At 45.8% G+C, this 23,111-nt stretch carries 20 protein-coding genes; 6 read left to right on the forward strand and 14 right to left on the reverse strand.

The features are described 5' to 3' along the window. Positions 1-88: 88 nt before the first annotated feature. From mpl to ACM64D_RS01780, 5 genes are read right to left on the reverse strand one after another with little or no spacing between them, the layout of a single operon-like run. Complete coding sequence (gene mpl, locus ACM64D_RS01760; RefSeq protein WP_415061464.1) at positions 89-1,498, reverse strand: UDP-N-acetylmuramate:L-alanyl-gamma-D-glutamyl-meso-diaminopimelate ligase; 1,410 nt, start codon at positions 1,496-1,498, stop codon at positions 89-91. Beyond that, a complete protein-coding gene (locus ACM64D_RS01765) occupies positions 1,499-2,560 on the reverse strand; it encodes a serine hydrolase domain-containing protein (RefSeq protein ID WP_415061465.1) in 1,062 nt (353 codons plus the stop codon). Next, entirely contained in the window at positions 2,557-3,489 is a 933-nt protein-coding gene (locus tag ACM64D_RS01770) for a S66 peptidase family protein (protein ID WP_415061466.1), read from the reverse strand. The genes ACM64D_RS01765 and ACM64D_RS01770 overlap by 4 nt, the downstream gene beginning before the upstream one ends. Before the next feature lie 2 nt (positions 3,490-3,491). Continuing rightward, a complete protein-coding gene (gene purB / locus ACM64D_RS01775) occupies positions 3,492-4,775 on the reverse strand; it encodes an adenylosuccinate lyase (protein ID WP_415061510.1) in 1,284 nt (427 codons plus the stop codon). Continuing rightward, positions 4,772-6,076 carry a hypothetical protein gene (locus tag ACM64D_RS01780; protein ID WP_415061467.1) on the reverse strand — a complete coding sequence of 435 codons (1,305 nt, stop codon included), beginning with the start codon at positions 6,074-6,076 and terminating at the stop codon, positions 4,772-4,774. Before ACM64D_RS01780 ends, purB begins: the two co-directional genes overlap by 4 nt. 172 nt (positions 6,077-6,248) lie before the next feature. On the opposite strand from ACM64D_RS01780, the gene ACM64D_RS01785 reads away from it, so the two are divergent. Continuing rightward, positions 6,249-6,800, forward strand: coding sequence for a glutathione peroxidase (locus tag ACM64D_RS01785; RefSeq protein WP_415061468.1), 552 nt, complete (start codon positions 6,249-6,251; stop codon positions 6,798-6,800). A 120-nt stretch (positions 6,801-6,920) separates the two neighbouring features. Next, positions 6,921-7,694: an outer membrane beta-barrel protein gene (locus ACM64D_RS01790; protein ID WP_415061469.1), complete on the forward strand. Its 774-nt coding sequence runs from the start codon at positions 6,921-6,923 to the stop codon at positions 7,692-7,694. Here the strand turns inward: ACM64D_RS01790 and ACM64D_RS01795 are convergent. From ACM64D_RS01795 to ACM64D_RS01825, 7 genes are read right to left on the reverse strand one after another with little or no spacing between them, the layout of a single operon-like run. Further along, positions 7,691-9,055: a sodium-dependent transporter gene (locus ACM64D_RS01795; RefSeq protein ID WP_415061470.1), complete on the reverse strand. Its 1,365-nt coding sequence runs from the start codon at positions 9,053-9,055 to the stop codon at positions 7,691-7,693. The two genes, ACM64D_RS01790 and ACM64D_RS01795, sit on opposite strands and share 4 nt — an antisense overlap. Beyond that, positions 9,048-10,394, reverse strand: a complete 1,347-nt coding sequence (gene der, locus ACM64D_RS01800; RefSeq protein WP_415061471.1) for a ribosome biogenesis GTPase Der — start codon at positions 10,392-10,394, stop codon at positions 9,048-9,050. Before der ends, ACM64D_RS01795 begins: the two co-directional genes overlap by 8 nt. Beyond that, entirely contained in the window at positions 10,372-11,289 is a 918-nt protein-coding gene (gene era, locus ACM64D_RS01805; protein WP_415061472.1) for a GTPase Era, read from the reverse strand. Before era ends, der begins: the two co-directional genes overlap by 23 nt. Further along, on the reverse strand, positions 11,290-11,979 hold the full coding sequence (rnc, locus tag ACM64D_RS01810) for a ribonuclease III (protein WP_415061473.1): 690 nt from the start codon (positions 11,977-11,979) through the stop codon (positions 11,290-11,292). After that, positions 11,976-13,319 carry a tRNA (N(6)-L-threonylcarbamoyladenosine(37)-C(2))-methylthiotransferase MtaB gene (gene mtaB, locus ACM64D_RS01815; RefSeq protein WP_415061474.1) on the reverse strand — a complete coding sequence of 448 codons (1,344 nt, stop codon included), beginning with the start codon at positions 13,317-13,319 and terminating at the stop codon, positions 11,976-11,978. The genes rnc and mtaB overlap by 4 nt, the downstream gene beginning before the upstream one ends. Continuing rightward, complete coding sequence (mnmA, locus tag ACM64D_RS01820; protein WP_415061475.1) at positions 13,304-14,386, reverse strand: tRNA 2-thiouridine(34) synthase MnmA; 1,083 nt, start codon at positions 14,384-14,386, stop codon at positions 13,304-13,306. The genes mtaB and mnmA overlap by 16 nt, the downstream gene beginning before the upstream one ends. Continuing rightward, complete coding sequence (locus tag ACM64D_RS01825) at positions 14,379-15,584, reverse strand: cysteine desulfurase family protein (RefSeq protein WP_415061476.1); 1,206 nt, start codon at positions 15,582-15,584, stop codon at positions 14,379-14,381. Before ACM64D_RS01825 ends, mnmA begins: the two co-directional genes overlap by 8 nt. 187 nt (positions 15,585-15,771) lie before the next feature. Here ACM64D_RS01825 and ACM64D_RS01830 point away from each other — a divergent pair, with 187 nt between their 5' ends. The 4 genes from ACM64D_RS01830 (at position 15,772) to ACM64D_RS01845 (ending at position 20,124) form a co-directional block, all read left to right on the forward strand. Continuing rightward, entirely contained in the window at positions 15,772-17,145 is a 1,374-nt protein-coding gene (locus ACM64D_RS01830) for a hypothetical protein (RefSeq protein ID WP_415061477.1), read from the forward strand. Between the two features lie 14 nt (positions 17,146-17,159). Further along, the gene (locus ACM64D_RS01835; RefSeq protein ID WP_415061478.1) at positions 17,160-18,824 is read left to right on the forward strand and encodes a protein-arginine deiminase family protein; all 1,665 of its coding nucleotides are present in this window, start codon (positions 17,160-17,162) and stop codon (positions 18,822-18,824) included. Then, the gene (locus ACM64D_RS01840) at positions 18,821-19,312 is read left to right on the forward strand and encodes a hypothetical protein (protein ID WP_415061479.1); all 492 of its coding nucleotides are present in this window, start codon (positions 18,821-18,823) and stop codon (positions 19,310-19,312) included. Before ACM64D_RS01835 ends, ACM64D_RS01840 begins: the two co-directional genes overlap by 4 nt. 161 nt (positions 19,313-19,473) lie before the next feature. Next, a complete protein-coding gene (locus ACM64D_RS01845; protein WP_415061480.1) occupies positions 19,474-20,124 on the forward strand; it encodes a thermonuclease family protein in 651 nt (216 codons plus the stop codon). Here ACM64D_RS01845 and ACM64D_RS01850 read toward each other — a convergent pair. Together ACM64D_RS01850 and ACM64D_RS01855 are read right to left on the reverse strand one after the other, a co-directional pair. Further along, on the reverse strand, positions 20,098-22,878 hold the full coding sequence (locus ACM64D_RS01850) for an ATP-binding protein (protein ID WP_415061481.1): 2,781 nt from the start codon (positions 22,876-22,878) through the stop codon (positions 20,098-20,100). The genes ACM64D_RS01845 and ACM64D_RS01850 overlap by 27 nt on opposite strands. Then, complete coding sequence (locus tag ACM64D_RS01855) at positions 22,878-23,111, reverse strand: hypothetical protein (RefSeq protein WP_415061482.1); 234 nt, start codon at positions 23,109-23,111, stop codon at positions 22,878-22,880. The genes ACM64D_RS01850 and ACM64D_RS01855 overlap by 1 nt, the downstream gene beginning before the upstream one ends.

Genomic DNA, 23,111 nt, shown 5'->3' on the forward strand with positions numbered 1-23,111 from the left:
CTTGATACGATCTCGTTCTATTTTGAGACAATTGAATAATTTTAACTATCAATATCGTGGGCAAAGCACGATCCGCCCGCTCGCCTTACTAAGACAACGTGGACATCAGCTTTGTATAGATCCCATCAAAACCACCGTTACTCATAATGAGAATAACGTCACCACGATGAGCTCGCGCCTTCAAAGCAGAAACAATCTGATCCGCCCCATCAAAATCTTCAGCAACCACGCCGGACTTTTTAAGATCATCCACCAGTTCATGGGAAGAAAATCGATTCTCTTCGTCGATTTTGGATTGATCAAAAGCTTTTGCCAAAAGAACTTCGTGAGAGCCTTTAAAGGCTTCAACATAGTCTTTTTGAAAGACCTTCCGACGAGACGTCGCACTTCGCGGTTCAAAGACAGAGAAGACCTTACGTCCCGGGTATTTCTTTTGAATTCCCTTCACTGTTTCGCGGACCGCCGTCGGATGATGGGCAAAATCTTCGATCACCAAGATCCCATTAGGCTCACCTAGAATTTCTTGACGACGCTTCACTCCTTCAAAAGACTCAAGGGCTCGTTGGATCTTATTTTCTGAAAATTCAAGACACTTCGACATTGCCACAACTGCCGTCGCGTTGAGAATATTATAGTCGCCGGTGATCTGCATCGCATACGGGCCTAAGATTTCACCCTTATGATGAACCTCAAAACCAACGCCATTTTGATCCTGGAATAAAACTTTTGCGCGGAAGTCACACTCGGACTTAAAACCATAGGTGAACGAGTTTTTGCATTTCGCAAGTTTTTTTAGCTCTAAAACATTGGCGTCTTCACCACAGGCAATCAAAGTTCCATTTTCGGGAATCAAATTCATAAGACGAGCAAAGGAATCCTTTACAGCCTGCAGGTCCTTATAGATATCCGCATGATCAAACTCCACAGAGGTTAGAATCACGTGTTTGGGACGATAGTGGACAAACTTGGGGACTTTATCAAAGAAGGCGGTATCATATTCGTCACCTTCAATAACAAAATAATTCCCTTCCGGATTCTTAAAAGATTGAGAAAAATTCTTAGGAATTCCACCGATCAGAAACCCCGGTTTCACACCTTGAGTTTCCGCAACCCAGGACATCATCGACGTGGTGGTGGTTTTCCCATGCGTTCCGGAAACAACGACGCTTTCACGGTTTTCAATGATGAACTCACCCATCGCTTTGGGTAAAGACGTATAAGGAACACCCAGCTTCATGAGTTCTTGGGCTTCTTCGTTGTTGGCTGAAATTACATTTCCAACAATCACAAAATCAGGACGAGGATGAAGGTTTTCGGCCCTGTAGCCTTTCATGATCGAAATTCCCAAACTCTCAAGCTGAGTGGACATCGGAGGATAAGGATTTAAATCACTTCCCGTGATCTTAAACCCACGATCCTTTAAAAGCCCCGCCATCGAGGCCATCGCTGTTCCGCAAATTCCCATCAAGTGAATATGACTTCCCGGTTTTAATTCCATCTAAACCCCACTGCGTCGGTAATTTTCAACAATCCAATTATGTATCTCGGGACGTAATTTTCCAAAGGCTTTATTTTCAGAGCCGTACAAGACTCGATTGGATAAAATAATCACACTCATATCCATCTTAGGGTCATACCACACCGAGGTTCCGGTAAAGCCCGTATGCCCGATAGAATCTAAAGAAAAATAGGTTCCACAGCTTGCCGATCCCGGAGTGGGCATCATGTACCCCATGGCCCAATCGCCTTTCCCTTCCGGCAAGGCTCTTTTTGCAAAGAGCTGCGCCGTCTTTTGGCGGATAGAATAGCGAGCAATCCCCATAAGCTGTGAACGCAAATGCAGAGAGAACCAACCCACATCGTCAATACTGCCAAAAAGCCCTGCATGAGTCGACACCCCACCTAAAGACCAGCAGTTGAGGTCGTGCACTTCCCCTTGAATCAGCTTCTTGCGAACAGGACATTCTTCTGTCGGTGCAAACAAACCCACTCGAGTTGAGAACTGATTGTCGGGATGAAACTCCAACGTGGTGCCCAGATAAAACTTATTTTTAATATCTTCCCAGACATCCAAAAGAGGTTTGTCGAATAATTTTTCAATGATGAAACTCAACACCAAGAATCCCACATCCGAATAAACTGCCGTGTCCTGCTTTTCTAACTTCAGACTTTGAAGCATTTGCTGAAGTTGCTCGCGGCGCTTTTCGCGGGGCAGTTGGGTGTTGATCTCTTGATACAGCGGCAGCCACCAAGGAAGCCCAGAACTATGAGTTAATAGCTCGGTTACTTTGGTTTCTTTATGATTAAACCAAGGCAGAATTTCTGAAACTTTGGTTTCAAAATTCCACTTCCCAAGTTCAAAGGCATACATCATGGCCTGAGTCGCAAAGATCACCTTCGTAAGACTTGCCAAATCATAATACGCATAGTTATTGCCGACAGCCACGTCGCAGATGATTCGTCCGCCCTGATAGGCGCGAACCATCACTCCAGGAGTCGTATCCTTAATGCGCTCTTCAAGCTGTTTGATCAGATTCTTTTCAAGTACTGAAAATTTCACTTACGTCCTCCGGTTTCTATCAACAGATGACCACGCCCTTCTTTCACACTCAAAACACAAGGAGTATTAAAAGGAACGGGTCTTTGAATCACCGCATGTCCAGCTTCCAACCCTTGAAAGACTGGGATATCTAAATCTTGCGCCCAGCGCTTAAAGACCAATTTAAAATTATTTTTCTTAGTGGCGGGCTCTTCGCCCCCAATAAAGTCCCCTAAGATCAACCCATGACAGTTTTTGAAAACGCCCGCCTGACGAAATTGTTCAAACATTCGATCAATGCGGTAACCTCTTTCACCAAGGTCCTCGACAAAAAGCAGGGAGTTCCGCGCTTGAATCTGCCAGGGGGTCCCCATCGTCGACTGCAAGACCGTCAGATTCCCTCCGACAACTTTGGACTTTAAATTTCTCACCTTCGACGCGGCCTCATTCAAAGGCTTTAACTTTTTAAACTCAACATGAGTTTGCTCGCCGAAAAGAATACGATGCAATTCTTTCTCAAGCTTCGGCGGCACCAGGTTTCGTCCTAAACGATCCAACAAAGGTGCATGAAGAGGCTTCCAGCCCCACTCTTGCACAAAGAAGGTATGCAACGACGTAATATCACTGATTCCAATAAGCAACTTTGGTTCTTTCGGTTTTTTGAGTTTAGAGAGCATTGGAACTAGGCGGTTGCTGCCGTATCCTCCGCGCAGACACCAAATAACTTGGGAATCCTTGGATTCAATCGCCGCTTTTAAAAAAGCAAATCTGTGCTCGTCTTCATGAGCATGCAAAAAATGCGATTTAATCAGTCCCTTGGGGATTCGCGGCTGCAGTTTCCATTTTAAAAGAAAATCCCGCGCGCCATCCACTTCATGAGCTTGCGACGGATAACCCGGAGCCACCACATCAATCACATCGCCATCTTTAAGAAATTTCCAGTTAGACACCGCTACACTCTCTTAATAATATCTTTAATCGATTTTTTATGTTTTTTACCGGTGAAGATCTCATCGATCTCTCTCGGTTTCAAAAGACTGCGCACTTGATCGTCCACAACCAATTTATCCTTCAGATGCTCGCCGTAACCTAAAGAGTGACATAGGCGCTGAACCAACGCATACGCCTCTTCGCGAACCATGCCTTTTTGAATAAGTGCCAAAAGAACATGAGAGCTGAAGATTTGACCTTGCGAACTTTCAATATTTTCAAGCATCCGTTTCTTATTAACATCTAAGCCATCCAAAAGGATGCTCATGCGATTCAAAGCATAATCAGCCACAATAAAAGCATCCGGGAAAACAACCCGCTCAACCGAAGAATGACTGATATCTCGTTCATGCCAAAGAGCCACGTTCTCTAGACCTGCAATCGCATAACCACGCAGAAGGCGAGACAATCCCGTGATGTTTTCCGCACTGATAGGGTTCTTTTTATGGGGCATTGCCGAGGACCCTTTTTGTCCCTTTGTGAATCCCTCAGTCACCTCAGCCACATCACTTCTTTGCAGGTGGCGAAGCTCCACGGCCAAACGCTCTAACCCAGTACCCAAGATCGCCAAGGCGTTAAGCATCTCTGCATGACGATCCCGAGGAATGACTTGCGTCGCGATGGTTTCTGCTTTTAAACGAAGTTTTTTTGCCACCAAAGCTTCAACCTTCGCCGGCTGACTGGAATATGTTCCGACCGCCCCGCTCAGTTTACAAATCATCATATTGTCCAAGGCGGCCTTCACGCGCTTTTTATTGCGTCCTGTTTCAGCCAGGAAGCCGGCCATCTTAAACCCGAAAGTCGTAGGCTCTGCAAACATCCCATGGGTGCGTCCGGCACACAAAGTTTCCGCGTGCTTCGTCACCAGGTTTTTTAAAGATTTCTCTAGGGCGACGATCGACTTCATCAACACCGCGCCCGCTTCACGAATTTGCAGACTGAAGGCGGTATCAAGAACATCAGAGGACGTCAGGCCATAGTGAATGTATTTCCCTTGCGGTCCCACGCTCTCAGCCAGATTTGAAACAAACGCGATAACGTCATGTTTGGTTTCTTTTTCGATTTCAGAAATACGCTTCACATTAAATCGCGCCTTTTGCGCAATCGTTTTCGCAGCTCCTTTAGGAATGATTCCCAGTTGTGCCTGAACTTGCGCAACGGCGATCTCCACTTCCATCATTTTTCCGAATCTATGATCCGCATGCCACAAGAGGCCCATTTCGGGTCGGGTGTATCGTTCGATCACGGAGCTTGTTCCTTTCTCTTTTTCTCTTTTTGTTCTTTCAAAAGCTTTTCTTTCCACCAATGAGAAATCTTACCTAAGATCATTTCATGGCGCTCGAAATAAGCTCCCCAGGAGTAATGAGGCCACTCCTCTGGACCATCTAGATGCAAGTTACTAAAAAGAACTTTTCCACGCCGTGAACTTTGCGGAGCTCCAAAAACCGGAAACCGAGAAGCTCCCAATTGCGCGTAAGTATAATAGTACTCTTGCGGAAAACTTAACACCTGCGGATCTGACAAAGACATTCGCATCATCAAGTAGGTCTTCATACGTTCACTGCGGATCGTAAGATATTCTTTGTTAAATCTTTGGACTGTGGGAATCCTCATCCAAACATCAAACTGATCGGGCACGGTGGTTCTTTGCAAGACCAGCATGTTTTCGTGAGTCCAGGGCGAATACAAGTCATCCATCACCAACGTATGAGTCGGCAAATGATCTCTCTCAAAACACTGCTGAAGACCCACGCGGTAACGCACCCAACACCACTCAGGCTCTAAGGGTCCCTCAGGGAAGAAGTACTTCCCAAGTCGTTCATTTAAAAAATAAGTCTCTTCGCTGGTGAGCATCCAAACGATTTGCTCAATTCGAAACAAGCCCTGCTTTTCTCCGGACAATTCAAGGCCGGTGATCGTTTTACCACCGCCGAAAGAGGCATCGACAATTTGATGGGGGCGAATGACCTCAACCCCTTTGGTTGCAAGCCATTCCAAAGATTTTTCTAAACCGTTGCGCGTCGCTTGTCGCACCAAGAAAGATGAAAACACCGGCAAAGGTTCCCCTCGACGAGCCCCTTGCGCATTCGGCATGTAAGTGGTCCCGGCCCACTGATGGGCCAAGTGCAACAACCAACTATTTTCAAAATCAAAGGCATCAAGGTTTTTATAAAGATGCTTGCCATTTTTAGCGCCGGGAAGACTTAAAAGAAATTCCTTGATATGCGGCGACAGCGGACTTTTATCAATCTTGAATTTCGTGATGGGCCCTTTACATTCAAAAGGTCCTTCTTTAAGCCACAAGGTAAAACCATTGGAGACTTCAGAATAGGGATCATCAAAATACAAACGCTCCATTTGAGATTCAGAAATCTTCTCGTTACGGAAAAAACCAAAAGGCCCTTCCACATCCTCCGAAGGCCAGACCCCCAGCTTTCCTGAGACATCGACCAGAGTCGTTTTAATACCTTCTTGAGCCAACGCTGCCGCCAACCAATGACCGCGACCAAACGCCGAAACCAAGATGACTGGATTTCCCAACTCCATCGTCTTTTAAACTCCCACAAAAATTTAAAAATGAAGCCTAAATGCTTTTAATGATTAGAAAATCAGCCTCCAGCAAAGTCAAAGCCGCGCGCTGCATCTAAACAGTCCCCGGGGTCTTTTTCTTGTGAATTCGAACGCACCCCCTTAGACTCGGAAGTCCTACGGAGGTTCTATGCGCCTGCTTCTTACTATATCCCTCATTTTTGGAGCTTCTTGGAGTTTTGCAGAGACCCCGAAGAATTTCTTCGAGCTTTCAGCAAATACGATCTCTGGGAAAAAGGTTCATTTCTCAACTTACAGGGGCAAAGTGGTTCTCGTGGTAAACACCGCCTCCCAATGCGGTTTCACCCCCCAGTTGAAGGATCTTGAAGCTTTGTACAAAAAATACGCAGATCGTGGCTTCATTGTCCTCGCCTTCCCCTCCAATGACTTCAAACAAGAAAAAAGCGCCAACGAAGAGGTTCAGAAGTTTGCTGAAAAGGAGTATGGGATAACTTTCCCACTTTTCGAGAAGGCCCCGGTGACGGGCAAAGATCAACAACCCGTTTATCAATTTCTGACCACGCAAAAACCCGGACTTTTATTTAAAGACGTCGCATGGAATTTTGAGAAGTTCCTGATCAACCGACGCGGGGACGTAATCGAACGATGGAGTTCCATCACCAAGCCTTCTTCCGATTCAGTCATCAAGAAAATCGAAAAAGCCTTGGACGAGCCCCTCTAGATCCTTAAACCTGACATTGATGTCTCAGATTGAAACAATAGCGAAAGTCTGGACTTCGTTTTGATACTTTTTTTTGAAGTTTTCCCCCCTTTTATTCGATAATAATCAGAGGGGGAACTTGTGAAAACCGCAGCACCACTATTTCGAATTTTTCTTCTGGCTTTTCTATTGGGCCTCAATCTGCTTTCTCCGACTCAAGCTCAGGCCGAGTCTGATCACAAATCCTATCTTTTAGCGCAAGTAGACCCCGACGAAGCTTATGATCCCTTCACCGACTACAGCGAATTTGATGAAGAGTCCGACGAAGAGGCGGATATCAACTTCTTCCGTAACGGGCGTTTTTTCACCGTAGGCCTTGCGGGCGGGATGCGCGGATTCACAGGAAACTTTGCAAATACTTATGAAGGCGCGCCTACTTTTGGACTTTTCTTAACTTATTTCTTTGATCTTCGCCTGGCTATGAGTTTGGGATTCCAAACGGGCGATCATGCGGTGAAGTTTTCCGTGAACAATCAATCTAAGACCTACACGGGAAATGTCTCTATCACTTCGATGAATTTCGACCTCAAGTATTACATGAACACCCAAAACGTAACCCGTGGTTTGGCCGATTTAAATCCTTATATTTTAGGAGGCCTAGCGCAATTTTATCGCACTTACACGATCGCAGGCCTTGATGGATTCAGCCGGGACTCGACAATGGGTTTTGATTTAGGGGCCGGTCTTGAGATCCCCCTGATGCGTAAAAAAGCTTACCTTGGAATCCAAGGGACTTACCACTATGTGAATTTCAGCGATGAAAATAAGTCTTACGTGGATGGCACCGAGAAGCTGGACCAGAACATCACCGGAGACTTCTACAATCTCCTCTTCATTCTAGGAATGAATTTCTAACCCAGAAAGACTCCCACAACTTGCAATAGAAGCCCCAGCAGAATTACGCCGGGAGCAACCCATTGTAACGTGAAACGCCAGTGTGGATACATGGTGTAACTGACAAATTTATCTTTATCGATAAAACTGAGTTCGCGCTCCTTTTCGGACGTTCCGCGATTATAAGCCCACAAAATCCCCAGCGCCACTAAAGGCAAAAGCCAATTAATCAACAAAGAGTCTAAAGACTCAATCAAAGACTTCCCCAACACTCGAACATCTTCAAAAATCGAACTTGAAAGAGCCGGGATGATCGTCAACACCAAGGCCACAAGCCCTGAGTACCAGGTCGCACGACCCCGATCCATCTTCTTTTGCGCATCCACCCAATTAGAAACCACGACTTCTAAAAGTCCGATGCTGGCATTCAGCGCCGCCATATAAAGACACGCAAAGAAAGCCAAACCAAACAAAGCCCCACCCCGAATACCCAACAAATAACGAGGCAACACCTCAAACATCAAAGCGGGATCGGTTAAAGGCACATTCGACGCTTGAAAGGCCACCGGGAAAATCATAACCACGGCAATAAGCGAAATAGCCGTATCCACCAAGGTCACGCGGAAACCTGCCGTTGGAGGATGATCTTCTTCGCGCATGTAAGATCCAAAGGTCACCAAAGTTCCAAACCCCACTGATAGCGTGAAAAACACGTGCCCCAGAGCGTGATTCAAAGAGGACCAGGTCAGTTTGGAAAAATCGGGATAAAATAGAAAACGCAGAACTTCAGGAGTTGAAGGCAAAGAAAAAGACCTCACAACAAGGATCACCACCAAAGCCACGAACAATGGCATCGTATAGCTGATCCACTTTTCAAGTCCTTCTTGAACACCCTTTACAACCACCACGACAGTGATAAGCAAATGAGCACTGGCTAACATCAACTGCAGCCAACCATTCGACATCAGGGCAGCAAGATTTGTTTTCGCCGTAACAATTTCAGGAGGACTAAACACAGAGATTAAAAACTGAGTCATAAAGTGCAAGACCCAGCCACTGATCACAGCATAATAAGAAAGCACTACAATGCTAAGAATGACCGCAAAACGCCCTGCCCACCGAAAACTGCGCCCCGCCTTCTGACTTAATTGCTGAGTCGCCACAATCACAGAACGACGGCTGTTTTTACCGATCATAAGCTCCGCAATCAACATCGGAGCCCCAATCGCTAGAGCCATGAAAACGTAGATGAGAATAAAAGCCCCACCTCCATTTTCACCAACCACATAGGGAAAACGCCATAGATTCCCCAGACCACAGGCAGAGCCGATAGCCAATAAGTAAAATCCAAAGCGTGTTCTCCATGCGCCCCGTTTAGCCATTTTCTCCGCCGCGACGAGATTTCATACAGAAAATACGAATCGGAAGTCCATGCAAATCCCAACGGTTCTTGATGTTTTTCACCAAGAAACGACGGTAAGAGTTCGTCACTCCATCGGGATGGTTTGCAAAGGCAATAAACGCAGGGGGACGTTGATAAGTCTGAGTCAGATAGTAGAACTTCACATTCGTCGTTCCCCACACCGGAGCCGGAGCCTTACGAATCGTCTCAAAGAAGAAGTCGTTCAGCTCTGAAGTTGGGACACGGAAGTTCAGTTGATCAGATACTTTTTCGATCATCTCAAAAAGCTCATCAATTCCGTAACCCGTTTTAGCACTGGTAAAGACCACATGAACGTCATCAAAGAAGTGGAACGTGCGCTCCACTTGCTCGCGGAAGGTTTTGCGATATTCAGGAATCTCACGTCCTCCCAGATCCGACTTGTTGGCAACCAGAATCACGCCCTTATGATCTTCAAGAATTGCTTGCATAATACGAGCATCCTGATCCGTAGGGCCGATCGTTCCATCTACCATCAACAAAACCAGATCCGCACGACGAATCGCCTCTTGGGACTTGAACGCCGAAATGATTTCCAAATCCTCTTCTCGACGTGCTGACTTTCTAAGGCCCGCTGTATCCACCAAAGTGTAGCGTTTGCCGTTGTAAATAAACGGAGAGTCGACGGAGTCAATCGTCGTTCCCGCAACTTCCGACACGATCATGCGGTTGGAACCCAAAATCGCATTGCAAATAGAGCTTTTTCCAACATTGGGTTTCCCCACGATCGCGATATTCATGCCCTCTTTAACAGTCCCTGGATTTTCGGGAATCTGCTTGGTGATCCACTCTAAAATATCTGAAAGACCGCGACGCTGTTCAAAAGAGGCCGAAACAATATCAACGCCGAACTCATAGAAGTCCGATTTTGCAATTTCTTCCTCAGTCACCTTATCGACCTTATTGATCACCAAAAGGAAGGGTTTCCCTGTCTGCTTGGCCACACGGATAATATCACGGTCTTCAGGAACCAGACCAATACGACCATCCATGACCGCGACGATCAAATCTACAGAATGCAGGAATTCAGTCACTTGCTCTTTAATCAATTTAGAGAAAATATCACCAGCTTCAGTGATTCCCCCTGTATCGATCAAATCAAATTGTTTTCCCCAAATATCAACCGGCTCAATGATAATATCACGAGTCACTCCGGCTTGATCTTTCACCACGGCCTTACGGCTGCCGGTGATAATGTTAAATAACGTCGACTTTCCTACGTTGGGTCGACCGATGATCGCCACTTTGGGCGCAAACTCAGTCCTCAGATTTTGTGACATATCCCAACTCCTTCATCATTCTTTTGTTTTCAAACCATTCTGGTTTACATGCGACCTTAAGATCCAAAAAGATCTTTTCATCCATTAGTTTTTCAATTTCTTTACGTGATTCCATGCCGATTTTTTTAATCGCGCTGGCTTCTTTTCCGATCACGATGGCTTTGTGATTCTCTTTGGAAACAATAATCTCTGCGTAGATCTTAGGAAGTGGCCCCTCTTCATCAAATTTTAAAATACGTACCGCCAAAGAGTACGGGATTTCATGATGAAGGGATTCAAAACACTTTTCACGGATGATTTCAGTCACCATCTCGCGAACATTTTCGTTTGTAAAAAGATCGATATCATACAACGGAGCCGGAGACTCAGGAAGAAGCTCCAGAATCTCAATAAGCATGGCTTCACGATCTTCTTGGGCTTCCTTGTCTTTTTTAAGGGCCGCCACGGAGATCGACAAAGCTTTCCCGCCCTTATCTTCGATCATTCGTTTAAGAATCATCAGACGATGAGCCTTTTCAACGATATCTGTTTTCGTAATGACTCCGACCCAGGGCTTTCCACTTCTAGAGACCATCTCGATGACTTTTTCAGCGTCTTCGGGCTTTTCCTCATCAACGCTAATGACTGCCATCAACACATCAGAACTTGCAATCACGTCTTCCGCTTCTTGCGCCAGAAATCCATTTAAGCCCTTATCTGCCTTAATAATTCCAGGGGCATCCACAAAGATAGCCTGCCCTTGATCCGTACTCCAAATACCCAAAATACGACGACGGGTCGTCTGAGGTTTTGAAGAGACGATGGACACTTTCTCGTCAACCAGGAAGTTCATCAATGTGCTCTTCCCTGCATTCGGTTGCCCGATGAGTCCAATAAATCCCGCTTTGTATCCCATTTAGTTCGTCTCCTTATACTTCATTTCAAGAGCGCTTTTTGCTGCAGCCTGTTCGGCATTTTTTTTACTGCGCCCTCGCCCCTGAGCCCAGACTTCTTCTTTCACTCGAACACAAACCAAAAACTCCCGTTCGTGGGGAGGCCCTTCTTCGGCAAGAACCTCATAACGAGGTGTCTCTTTCTGTGACTTCTGTACAAGTTCCTGAAGACGCGTTTTATAATCTCTTTCAAAATCTTCTGTGCCACAGACTCTCTCTGTTAAAGCAGAAAACTCCTGGCGCAGAAATGTTTTAGTCACTTCAAAGCCACCGTCTAAATACAAGGCCCCCACAATGGCCTCAAACGAGGACGCAATAAGGCGAGGTTTCAGAGCTCCACCGGTCAAGGTTTCTCCTCTTCCAAGCTGAATCAATTTATTAAGCCCCATATCCAGAGCCAATTGCGACAAAACCTCTTCATTCACTATGCTCGCTCGTTTTTTTGAAAGGCCGCCTTCGGTGTCATTCGGAAACTTTTCATAAAGAAACTCTCCGACCACCAAATCCAAAACAGCATCGCCTAGAAATTCCAGTTTTTCGTTATGCTCAATGGTGTTTTTAAGTTCATTGGCATAACTCTTATGGGTCAAAGCCCTCTCTAACAAAGCGGCGCTTTGAAACTGGTATCCCAGCCGTCTTTCGAGATCCTTCATGTCAGAACCTCTCCGATCAGATGACCTTCCATGTGCTGTTTATTGGAATGATCATAAGCGGTGATTTTCAAATCCACTTCTTGCCCAGCCCAGTGTTCAAGAAAGCTTTCTGCGCCCAAAATGTCTACGGGCCAATAGTCGTGACTTAGTCCTTGTCCGCCTTTGGCGGCGTTTTTCAAAACCAAAACTTTCTTGGTTGTGCCAATTTGCTTTTTAGCTTCTTGTTCATAGCGAGCCAGACTCAACTCTCGCAGACGCGTTGCTCGTTCTGCGCGAATATGAGGATAGACGGAAACATCCATCGCCGCCGCGCGTGTCCCACTGCGCTCGCTATAAGGGAAAACGTGAATCTTCGTCCAAGGCAATTCTTCCAATGTTTTATAAGTATCTTGAAACTGGTCTTCTGTTTCTGTTGGGAAACCCACAATCACGTCCATGCCGACGAAAGATCCTGGGACTTTATTGGCAATGGCCGTCAGAGATTTACGAACATCGTCCTGCGTGTATTTTCGTTTCATATGGAACAAAACATCGGTATTCGCACTTTGAATGCTCATATGGAAATGCGGGCATAAGCGAGAATCTTGATACAAATCCAAAAGTCGCTCCGAAACCTCCACGGGCTCTAGACTCGACAAACGGAAACGCGGCATTTTGGTTTTAACCAAAAGATTTTCAATCAGATCTTCCATCACATATTTCTTGCCGCCGACTTCATCTTCGTAATCACCGATATGGACTCCGGTCAAAACGACTTCCCGGGATCCTTCCGCGTACAAATCATTAATACGCTGAACAAGGTCAGCCACCGAAATAGAGCGGCTTTTTCCGCGTGCATAGGGAATAATGCAATAGGTGCAAAAGCTATTACAGCCATCTTGAATCTTTAAAAACGTGCGAGTGTGGCTCTTCTCAATACCACCGCCCGCTTCAAGATCTTCTTTCTTAAAGATATTGGACTTAAACACCTTCTCAGTGAGCTCGCCACGGAAATGCTTCGTTAAAAGTTCAGGTAAAGAACTTTTATGAGAATTCGCAACAACCAGATCTGCGCCTGGTAAAGAGGAAAATGATCCCGTATCGACCTGAGCCGCACAACCAGTTACCACCACTGTGCAAAAAGGGTCTTTCACTTTGAGGCGACGGATATAGCGCAAAGCCTCTTTCGTCGCCTCCGCCGTGACCGCGCACGTATTCAGAACGTGAATACGTGCTGTTTTATCACCCGAAATCACAGGTGCAAAGCCGTTGGCGTTGAGATTTTTCTGAATCAAACCCGCATCGTAGGTATTCACCTTACAGCCGAACGTGTGAACTTGATATTTTAGAGAATGATCCATCCGCCCCCCACAAGTTCTTTATCGCGATAAAATACGGCGGCCTGCCCTGGTGTCACAGCTCTTTGAGGTTCTTGAAACTTCAACTTAAATCCCGCATCTGTTTTGAAAACTTGAGCCAGAGAACCTTTGTGCTGATAACGGATCTTCACATTCATCATCTCGCCGTCTTGCACTTTCCCAAGAAGACGAGGTTCAACCACATCCACTTCGCTTGCGTAAAGATACTTTTCATCGCCCACCCAGACTGAGTTGTCTTTCGCATCAATCTTAATCACGAAAAGCTTTTCGTGATGATCCATACCAAGCCCTTTGCTTTGGCCGATGGTGAAGTTATGAATACCGTCATGAGAGGCCATGACCTCACCTTGAGGATAGCGCTTTAAAAGACCTTTTTTTGTCGCCAAGACGCTGGCATCCACTTGTCCCTTGATGAAGTTCTGATAACCTTGATTGCCAACAAAACAGATCCCTTGAGAATCCTTTTTTCGAGCTGTCACCAGGCCACGACTTTCTGAGTAAGCGCGAACTTCTGGTTTCTTCATGTCACCCACGGGGAACAAAAGCTTGGGCACCAACTCGGGATCAATGGTGAATAAGAAATAGGTTTGATCTTTCCAATCATCCGTCGAAGTATGAATGGAGGCCTTGCCGTTTTCATCATAGACGATTTTGGCATAGTGACCGGTCGCCAGATAGTCACACTCAAGCTCTTTCATCTTTCGAACCAAGTGATCAAATTTGAGATACGTGTTGCAGTTCACACAGGGAAGAGGTGTTGAACCTTCTAAATACGCCCTCAAGAAAGGATCAATCACCGCCGCGCGGAATTTCGCTTCACAGTTTAAAACATAAAATGGAATACCCAAACGATCCGCGACAGCGCGCGCATCATCGACATCAATACTGGAACAGCAGGTGCCATTGCCTTCTTCGATATCACAGCTGGAGTAATCCCAGACCTGCATCGTGGCTCCAATGACTTCATAACCCTGTTCGACTAAGAGCGCAGCCGCGGCGGAACTGTCCACGCCTCCGCTCATAGCAACAAGGACACGTCCTTTAGACATGACAAGAATCTCCCTCATCGTTTTTTAAAGATCTCAATCTATTCACAACAACCTTCAAGGCTTCAACAAATCCTCGAATTTCTTCTGAGGTGGTCTCCCACCCGATACTAATACGCAAACTATTCTGTGCTTCCTCACGACTGAGCCCCATGGAAAGGAGCACCGGACTGGGCTCGGGACTTCCACTGGAACAAGCCGCCCCTGTGGAAACCGCATAACCCTTGATATCCAAGGACATCAACATGGTCTCTCCGTCAGCACCTTTAATGACTAAAGAGCTTGTATTGGGAAGACGAGGGGTTTCCGCCGCCGTCACCAGGACTTCTGGAATTTCAGCCAGAATTTGTTTTTCCATTTCATCTCGAAGAGCCGCCATTTCCTGCATCTTCTGAGGAATCAAAGACACTCGCTTTGACACAACTCCCAGACAACCGATACCCAAGGTGTTTTCAGTTCCACCACGGCGATGGCGCTCTTGACCACCTCCGTGAATCAAGGAACTAAAATTCGATCCCTTCTTGGAATACAAGAACCCAGACCCTTTCAGCGAATTGAACTTATGCCCTGAGAACGAAGCGAAATCCACACCCAGTTCCTGCAAATTCACTGGTATCTTTCCAAAACCCTGAACCGCATCGGTATGAAAGAGAGCCCCTTTTCGATGAGCCTTTTCCGCCAACTCTTTAATGGGAAACAAAGTGCCTGTTTCATTGTTTGCCAACATCACTGACACCAACGCCGTTTCGTGACTAAGATGAGCGTCATAGAATTCAAGATCGATTTCCCCACGGCGATTGACGGGAATGAAGTCCACACGAGCACCCAATGCTTTGAGATGTTCCATGGTTTTGATCACGCTGGGATGTTCGACAGAGGAACACATATAGTGCGTGCGCAGTCGCTGCTCTGGAGTCAAGAACTGCGCTGTTTGATAATAATCAAAAAGCCCTTTGATCACGGTGTTATTGGCTTCACTTCCACCCGAAGTAAAAATAATTTCTAAAGGACTGGCACCCACTGCTTCCGCAACCGCCTTACGAGCATCGCGCAAAATATTTTTGGGCTGACGTCCACCCCAATGAATCGAGCTAGGATTCCCCCAGGCTTGGGCAAACTCGGGCATAATCTCAAGAACTTCACGACATACGGGTGTCGTGGCGTTGTGGTCGAAATAGTGGAAGATTTTGCTCTGATTCATAAGTCCGCGCAAGGTAGCATACTTCTTAAGTATTGAAAACTCTTATGAATATTTGGTCTTTTGAGGTGTCCAGCGCGTTAACAGAAGTGGAAAAACTACAAGGCCCAAGCCCCCTCCAGGAAGGGAAAGCTAGACTAGACCTCAGATTTCGTTCAGTTTTTCGCTTCTCCGACCGATAAACAAAGAGATGAGTCATCATACATGGTTTGAACATTTTAAAGAGCAACTTCAAGGACTTACCGAATCCTTTGAACAAAGTGGTTCGCCCTTGAGCCTTTTGGGTTATGCCCTTCAGGAACAGCGCCTCCGCTCTGACGAGTATTTAAACTGGGCGATGACCCATTATAAAATCCCTTTGCTTCAGTCACGATTTTTTACAGAAACTCCCGTGTCCCAGGAAATGTTCGCGAAGTGGGCGACCCATTATCCGTGGTCTGCGGAGTGTCTGCCTGTGGCGGAGTGGGACGGATCCCTCATCGTAGCATGTCTTCAGCCGCCACAGGATTTTCCTTTGAGCCCTGCAAGCATCATCGTGCTGGCAAACTATGAAAACCTGACGGACACCTGGAACAAACTTCACCCTGAAAGAACTGTGGCTCCGGCCGCTGTTGTTGCTGCTGCTGAGGCACCAGAAGGCATAGACCTGTCTGTGGCGACAGTGAATAAGCAAGGTCCTTCAGATAGTTTTTCATTTGATGATCTTCAAGTGGATGGTGCCGACGCGGCAGCATCTTCAGACTTAGACACCCTGTCTTTAGATGAGGTCTCTGAAAAATCCAATGAAGGACTTGATGGGATTTTTGATAGCGTCACCGTGACACGTCTTGAAGCCTTGCCTTCCAGCGAGACTCCGATTGTCGCAGAATCCACGCAATCTACAATTTCCCCCGAATCAACGGCAGAAATCCCCGTCGCCGAAACTTTTACGCTCGACGAGTCCGCCGTTGTTCCTCAGAAAAAGAACATTCCACCTCCACCACCGCCTAAAGCGACGATGCCGCCACCTTTTGAGGAAAGTTTTGGCAATAAAACACTGCCCATTACTCCTCGCCCTGCGGGAGTGGCTAAACCCACAATCAACCCCGTGGCGAATGGACTTTTTGCTCTGGATAAATACAAAAAGAAAAATGCCACTTTATTGAATGAAAAAGTAAAAAAAGTATTGAGCGAAATGAAAGCTCATTTCGAAAAATCGATGATTTTGACTTTGGATGAACAAGAAACCCAACTGACGGCTTTTGCTTGGGATGAAGGTTTTCAAGGAATCAAAGATACCTCGATGCGTGTTTCTTTAGGGACACCGAGTATCTTTAACATTGTGGCGTCCACGCAAAAACCTTTCCACGGATATATCTCTTTAAATGAGATCAACGAAAAGTTTTTTGAGGGCTGGAATCAAGGCCGCATTCCTGACCACGTGACCATCACCCCCATTCTGGTGAATGAAAAAGTCATCGGAATGCTGATGGGCTTTGCTGAAAAATCCGCATACAACAAAGTCTCTTTGAATCTTGCCGAAAAGTTATCCAATGATTTCGTTAAAGGACTGCAAGCCGCCTAATCCGGGAGTCGCCTTTGACACTTTTATATCTTCTTCTGACTCTGACCTTTGCAAAAACTCCGAACGCCTGCAACCAACACAATCCGATGAGCCCCGACGTCCCCGTATGCCCGACCACAGGAAGCACTCTTCTTTCAGAAAACTTCCCAATCATGGCAGCCACGGTTTCAGATCTACAAGGTGGCCCTCAATATGTGAAGGCTTATGTTACAAAGGTTCTTAAAGCCCAAGGGGACAAACCTCCTCAGTTTTTTCTTCACGTCACTTCGGAAACTTTTGATCAAGTTGTTACGGAAATCAAAAAGCAAGCGCCCAATTCAAAAGTCGCAGAACGATGGCTGGCAAGCCTTAGTGTCGTGAAAACGGAAAGCCGCTGGAACTGGCAACAAGACTATTTTGAAAGCTTTTTTGATCCAAATTCTGGAAAACCAGTTCTCAGAGAAGTCGAAGGCTATGAAAGACACGGTGACGCCTTTTACGACATGATCGCTCAAACACAAAAAGATTGTTCTATCAATGAAGGCCCTCTCCTTAAAAACGACGAATACAAGTCGGGTCACAGTGGCGGAAATATCGAAGCCGTAAACGGACTCTGCCTCATTGGGTCTGATCACTTCACTGGAAATGAATGGGACGACTACGCGAAGACAACGTGCAAGAACACTGATATTGCGGTACAAACCCCTTCTAGCTTCCTCAAAGTCGGACATACGGACGAGTTCTTTAAAACACTGAAAGACCCGTCACAGAAGGCGCCATGTGATTTCTCATTGGCTTTTGCAAGTCCTCAAAAAGGACTTGATCTGTTAAGAAAAAACCCAGCTGGTCGAGCTTTTGACTTTTCAAATATACCCGCCGAAGAAATTCCGGCGCGCATGTCAGAGGGATCTTATGCTGAGATCTGCTCCCGCCATTTAGAGCTAAAAAAACGGGAAAATCCCTCACCGAACACTCCTCCAAATGAAAAATCCCGTCGTGGGATATCGCGCCTTTTACTTAATTGGATCCTCCGTCAAGCCAACGCCTCGGCCGAGGACGCAGAAGCTCGCCGCTTAGATAAAACGTTCGACGACTACAACGACATGGAGGGGCGAGGCCCCCTCTCTAAAGAAGACGAACAACGAACGCGCGAAGAAAAGGCAGCTCGTAAAAACCGTGTCCGTCGTCTTATGTTGCAGTCTGGATTTTTAAAGCCGCCACGTTCAAATGAGGACACTAAAGAGTGTTACAACATGACCAATCGGGATCTTCTCAAAGTATTGGAAGCGGATCCCGAGATTAAAGAGTTCAACGCCGCCGTTGAGGCCTCTATCCAAAAATTTAAAACTGACCTTCTAACAAAACTAAAAACGAAATACCCTCAATGCTCGCCAAAAACCATCGACATGCCGGATCTTTTTACTGGCATGATGGATGGAACCCAAACGCCGGCAACCTATGTCATGGCCAGCGGGGACTCGATCTTTCCCAATCCCACCAATGGGGAAATCGTGGGAAATACTTACCTCATTCCCGAGCCCGTCAATCCTGCTTTTAAAAAAGATATCGACACGTCGATCAACGGCCTGGGGTTAAAAACAGATTATGTCGACACGCACTTTGCCCACGTAGCTATGGGCAATCTTCACTGCTCCAGTCATGCGATGAGATACTGTCGTCCTCAAGGAGGAAAAAAGTGAAAAGGATTTTGATATCTCTTATTATTTCTTTTCAAACCTGCTGGGTTTTTGCGAAAGGAAAAGAACTCTATTCTTGCCAACTTTCTGATGCTTGGTTGGAAAAACAAAAATCAACAGCGACTTTAAATGTTCATGATTTAGACCGCGCGGATTTGGTGATAAACTCTCAGTCCGAATCGATCACCTGTCCTATGGCTGTAGAAAGCGCCCAAGACAACTCTTTAGGAAAGATTTCTGAGGTGACCTTCAAAATGATTCCTGAAGCCTGCACCCCACTTGAAAAGGCCTTTAATAAAAACTTGCGTCGTCGAATCAGCTTGCAGATCTCAACTCAGCCGGGAACACCCCCCTCCGCCAAAGTTGCTTGGCGATATCGCGCAGGATACTCGGACTGCAAAGAAATTCAAAATAGCTTAAAAGAGCATGGTATTGGAAGTCGAGTTCATTCACTCAAAACCAAGGACAACACCAAACCCGGCATCAACTGATCAGAACACAGACGTAGATCCGCTATGCAATTTCAATCCCATCTGCATTGACTCCCATTCGGCATGTCTAAGGTTTTGACAATCCAGTATTTCATCCAAAAGAAAGTAGAACCTTTTCGGTCGACTTGATTTCAAGACCTTCCCCCCTTATCACTGGGTCCATGAACACTCTTCGTTTTATATTTCTTTTCCTTATCCTTTCCCCGTCGCTGCTTTTTGCGCAAAACCTTGAACTGAAGATCGTCAGTGTTCATGACGGAGATACTCTGACGGCCGTGGGCACTTTGGATATGAAAAAATATAAAGTGCGCCTTATGGGTCTCGACACGCCCGAAGTTGATTTTTACAGCAACTCTCAAGGGGACGTTGCCCTCAAAGCCCGGGATTCCCTTCGTCGCCTTCTTCCCGAAGGCAGCACGATCACCTTGGCAAGCGATAGTCAAATTGACAAACACGGGCGAGTCTTAGGGCGTCTTCTTAAAGACGGAATGGATATCAACAAAGAGATGCTTCGCCAGGGCTGGGGTGTAATGTACTTTATTTACCCCTTCGAAAAACGCATCGTGAGTGACTACAGCAAAGCAGCCAAAGAAGCCTTTGATAGTCGACGCGGCATTTTCTCAAACGAGTTCAAAGATACGGAAACTCCATATCTTTTCCGCTTAAGAGTCCGAGAACAAGTGGGTCGAAATCCTGTCGGTGATTTGGAACTAAAAAAATTAGTCTTACCTGAGGATGTAGATAAGATTCCGGTCTGGAAAAGAGTCTTTTTTCCGGATTTACAATTAGCCTACAGTGCCGGATATAGATAATACGGGAAACCGCACGATAAATCGTGTATTCTTGGCCCCAACATCCAAGATCAGTTCCCCACCATGATCGCGAATAATTCCGCTGGAGATACTTAATCCCAACCCCGTTCCCTTGCCGACGTCTTTGGTTGAATAAAATGGCTGCATGATTTTCGCAGCCACATCCTGAGGAATACCCAGACCACTGTCGGTGATCTGAAGCTCTATATACTGATCCTTCTTAAAGGCCGCGATATGAATCCATCGTTCTTCTAAAGACTGGATCGCATCATACGCATTATTGAGCAGATTCAATATCACCTGAGAAACCTGCACGGGTCTGCATCTTAAGACAAGTCCCTCGGGAACCTCGTTCTTCACTTCAATCAAGTTGTGCTTAAACTTCTCCTGACAGAAGGAGAGTGTCTCTAACAAAATCTCACGAAGATCTTTATCTTCCATGGGAAGATTGATGTCGGATCTCGAAAAAAGTTTCAATCCCTTGATAATGGCGGCAATTCGATCTGTGACCCCTAACAGTCTCTCAATAGAAAATCTCACCCGTTCAAGATCGGGAGGGTTTTCCATCAGCATGGACTTCATTTGCTCCAGCATCAGATGCATTGTCGTTAGAGGCGAGTTGATCTCATGAGCAATTCCCCCGGCCATTTCCCCTAAAGCTGAAAGTTTACTGGACTGGATCAACTGAGCCTGCATTTCCTGAACTTCCTTCATACGGTGTTCAAGTTGAATTTCCAGTTCTTCCTTCTGGCGTCGCAAAAGATTTTCTTTCTCAATGTGGTAATGAACCTTCTTTTTAAACTCCGAGGGAGACACCTGCAAACTTGAAAGCATCTGCGCATAGATATTCGACAATCTTTTTTCTTCTTGTGAATTAAAGATCTGAGCCGATCGAACTGCGTGATGAGCCGTCGCGGACCCAATAACACCAGCCAGAGATCGTTCAACTTCTGAATTGAGCTCTACCAACTCGCCAATGGAAATTTGTGACATCTCGGGGCTGATATGGGCCTTATCCAAACAACGAGCTAAAACATTTTCAGCTTCCGCTTTATTAAAGTACTCACCTAATAAATTCAAAATAAGATCTTTTTTAGGCAAGATATTAATGTCACGAACCTGATTAATAAAGTCCGCTTTTCTACGCTCTTCGGGCATCAAAAACTCTTCAGCGTGGATCATTTCTTCGGTGCTGGCTTTAAACAACAAAGAGCCGATGATCAAAGCACTGATGTTAAAAACGGAACTCCATAAAAAACCGTGTGATATCGAAGACAGACCTTCTAAATCAAACAATGCTTCTGGACGAAGGAATCTCACCCCAAAAGGCCCCTCACGAAGCCACTCTCCGGGAAGCAGATTGCTCTTCATAAAAGAAGGGATAAAGAGAGTGTAGGCCCAGGTAATACAGCCTGCCAAAATACCACATAAGGCCCCTTTGGAATTCACTTTAGACCAATAAAGACCCATAATGATCGGCGGAATAAACTGAAAGGCCGCCACAAAGGAAACCATTCCGATCACAACCAAAGTAGTGTCAGTCTCTAGGTATTTTTGATAAAGATAAGCTAAGCCCACAATCAAAATAGCCGCTAGCCATCTGATCTTTAAAACATTTCCACGCAAAGACCTTAGCTGCGAATAGGACTCCGCCAAGGGCAACAACAGATGATTGGTGACCATGGTAGAAATCGTGATCACCGACACGGTGATCATGCCAATTCCTGCGGAAAAACCTCCAATATAAATAAAAAGAGCCAGAAGATTGTTTCCGTGCATAAGAGGCGCTTCTAAAAGAAGACTGTCCCGATGCCCAAGAGGCACCCCCGATTTGAGTCCATAGATCGCAATCGGCAAGATAAAAATATTGCTCAAGAAAAGATATAAAGGGAATAACCACTGCGCGGTTTTGACATGCCTCTCGTCCCCATTTTCAATAATCGCCACGTGAAACTGTCGCGGCAAAAATATCACGGCCACACTGGCTAAAAACAACCAGCTCAACCATTCAAATAGATCCGGCATGTTCGTAAAACCGACGTGAGTGTAAGGCTGTCCTGCTACACTCTGAGGCAGAGACTCTACCAGCTCTTTGATTCCTCCAGAAAGGCCATAGACAACGAAAAAGCCCCCGGCAAGAACCGCCACCAATTTTACAATACTCTCAATAGCCAGGGCAGAAATCATACCCGGATGACGTTCCGTGGGATCCAGGCGACGCAAACCGAAGACAATAATAAAAACAGAAATCACCGCCAGAATGATCCACTCCAACAAGAGATGAGGGGCATTGCCATGACTGATGGAGTTCGGCAGCATAATTCGGGTCGTGGACATGATGGATCTAATCTGCAAGGCATTGTAAGGAATAAATCCAAAAATAACAAAAACCGCTAAAACCATCCCGATACCGACGGACTTATTATAGCGGGCCGAGATAAAGTCGATAATACTGGTGATGCGGTACTTATTTTTAATTCGTATGAGTTTCTTTAAAACAGGTCCCCACAGAATAGCACCAATCGTAGAACCAATATGAATCGTCACAAACAGAAATCCACTGTGAGAGGCATTGCCGATACTTCCGTAATAAGTCCAAGAGGTGCAATATATGGCAAGAGAAAGACTGTAAAAAAGGCCGTTATTTGAAAAATGCTTCCCGCCGTGAATCTTTTTTTCGGCAAAGTAGCCCAGGAACAACAAAGACAATAGATAAAGAGCAAGAACACCCAAAGTGACCGAGGACGGCAACATCAGTCTTCCCCCTCTGATTCCTCAGAAAACGACAACAAAAAAAGAATAAGAATCAAAAAAACCCAGGAACCATAAATAAAAAGATAGAGGAACCAAGGTTTTTCTAAATTACGATAGGCTACAAAAGGGTACGCATTGATCACGACAAAAAGCAGCGCCAGAAGAACACGAAACTCAATAGCTCGGCACAACCGTCCTAACGCCGTTTTACAATCGTAAAAGAACCCATTCAT

This window comes from Bdellovibrio sp., from assembly GCF_047637665.1.
Lineage (GTDB): Bacteria > Bdellovibrionota > Bdellovibrionia > Bdellovibrionales > Bdellovibrionaceae > Bdellovibrio.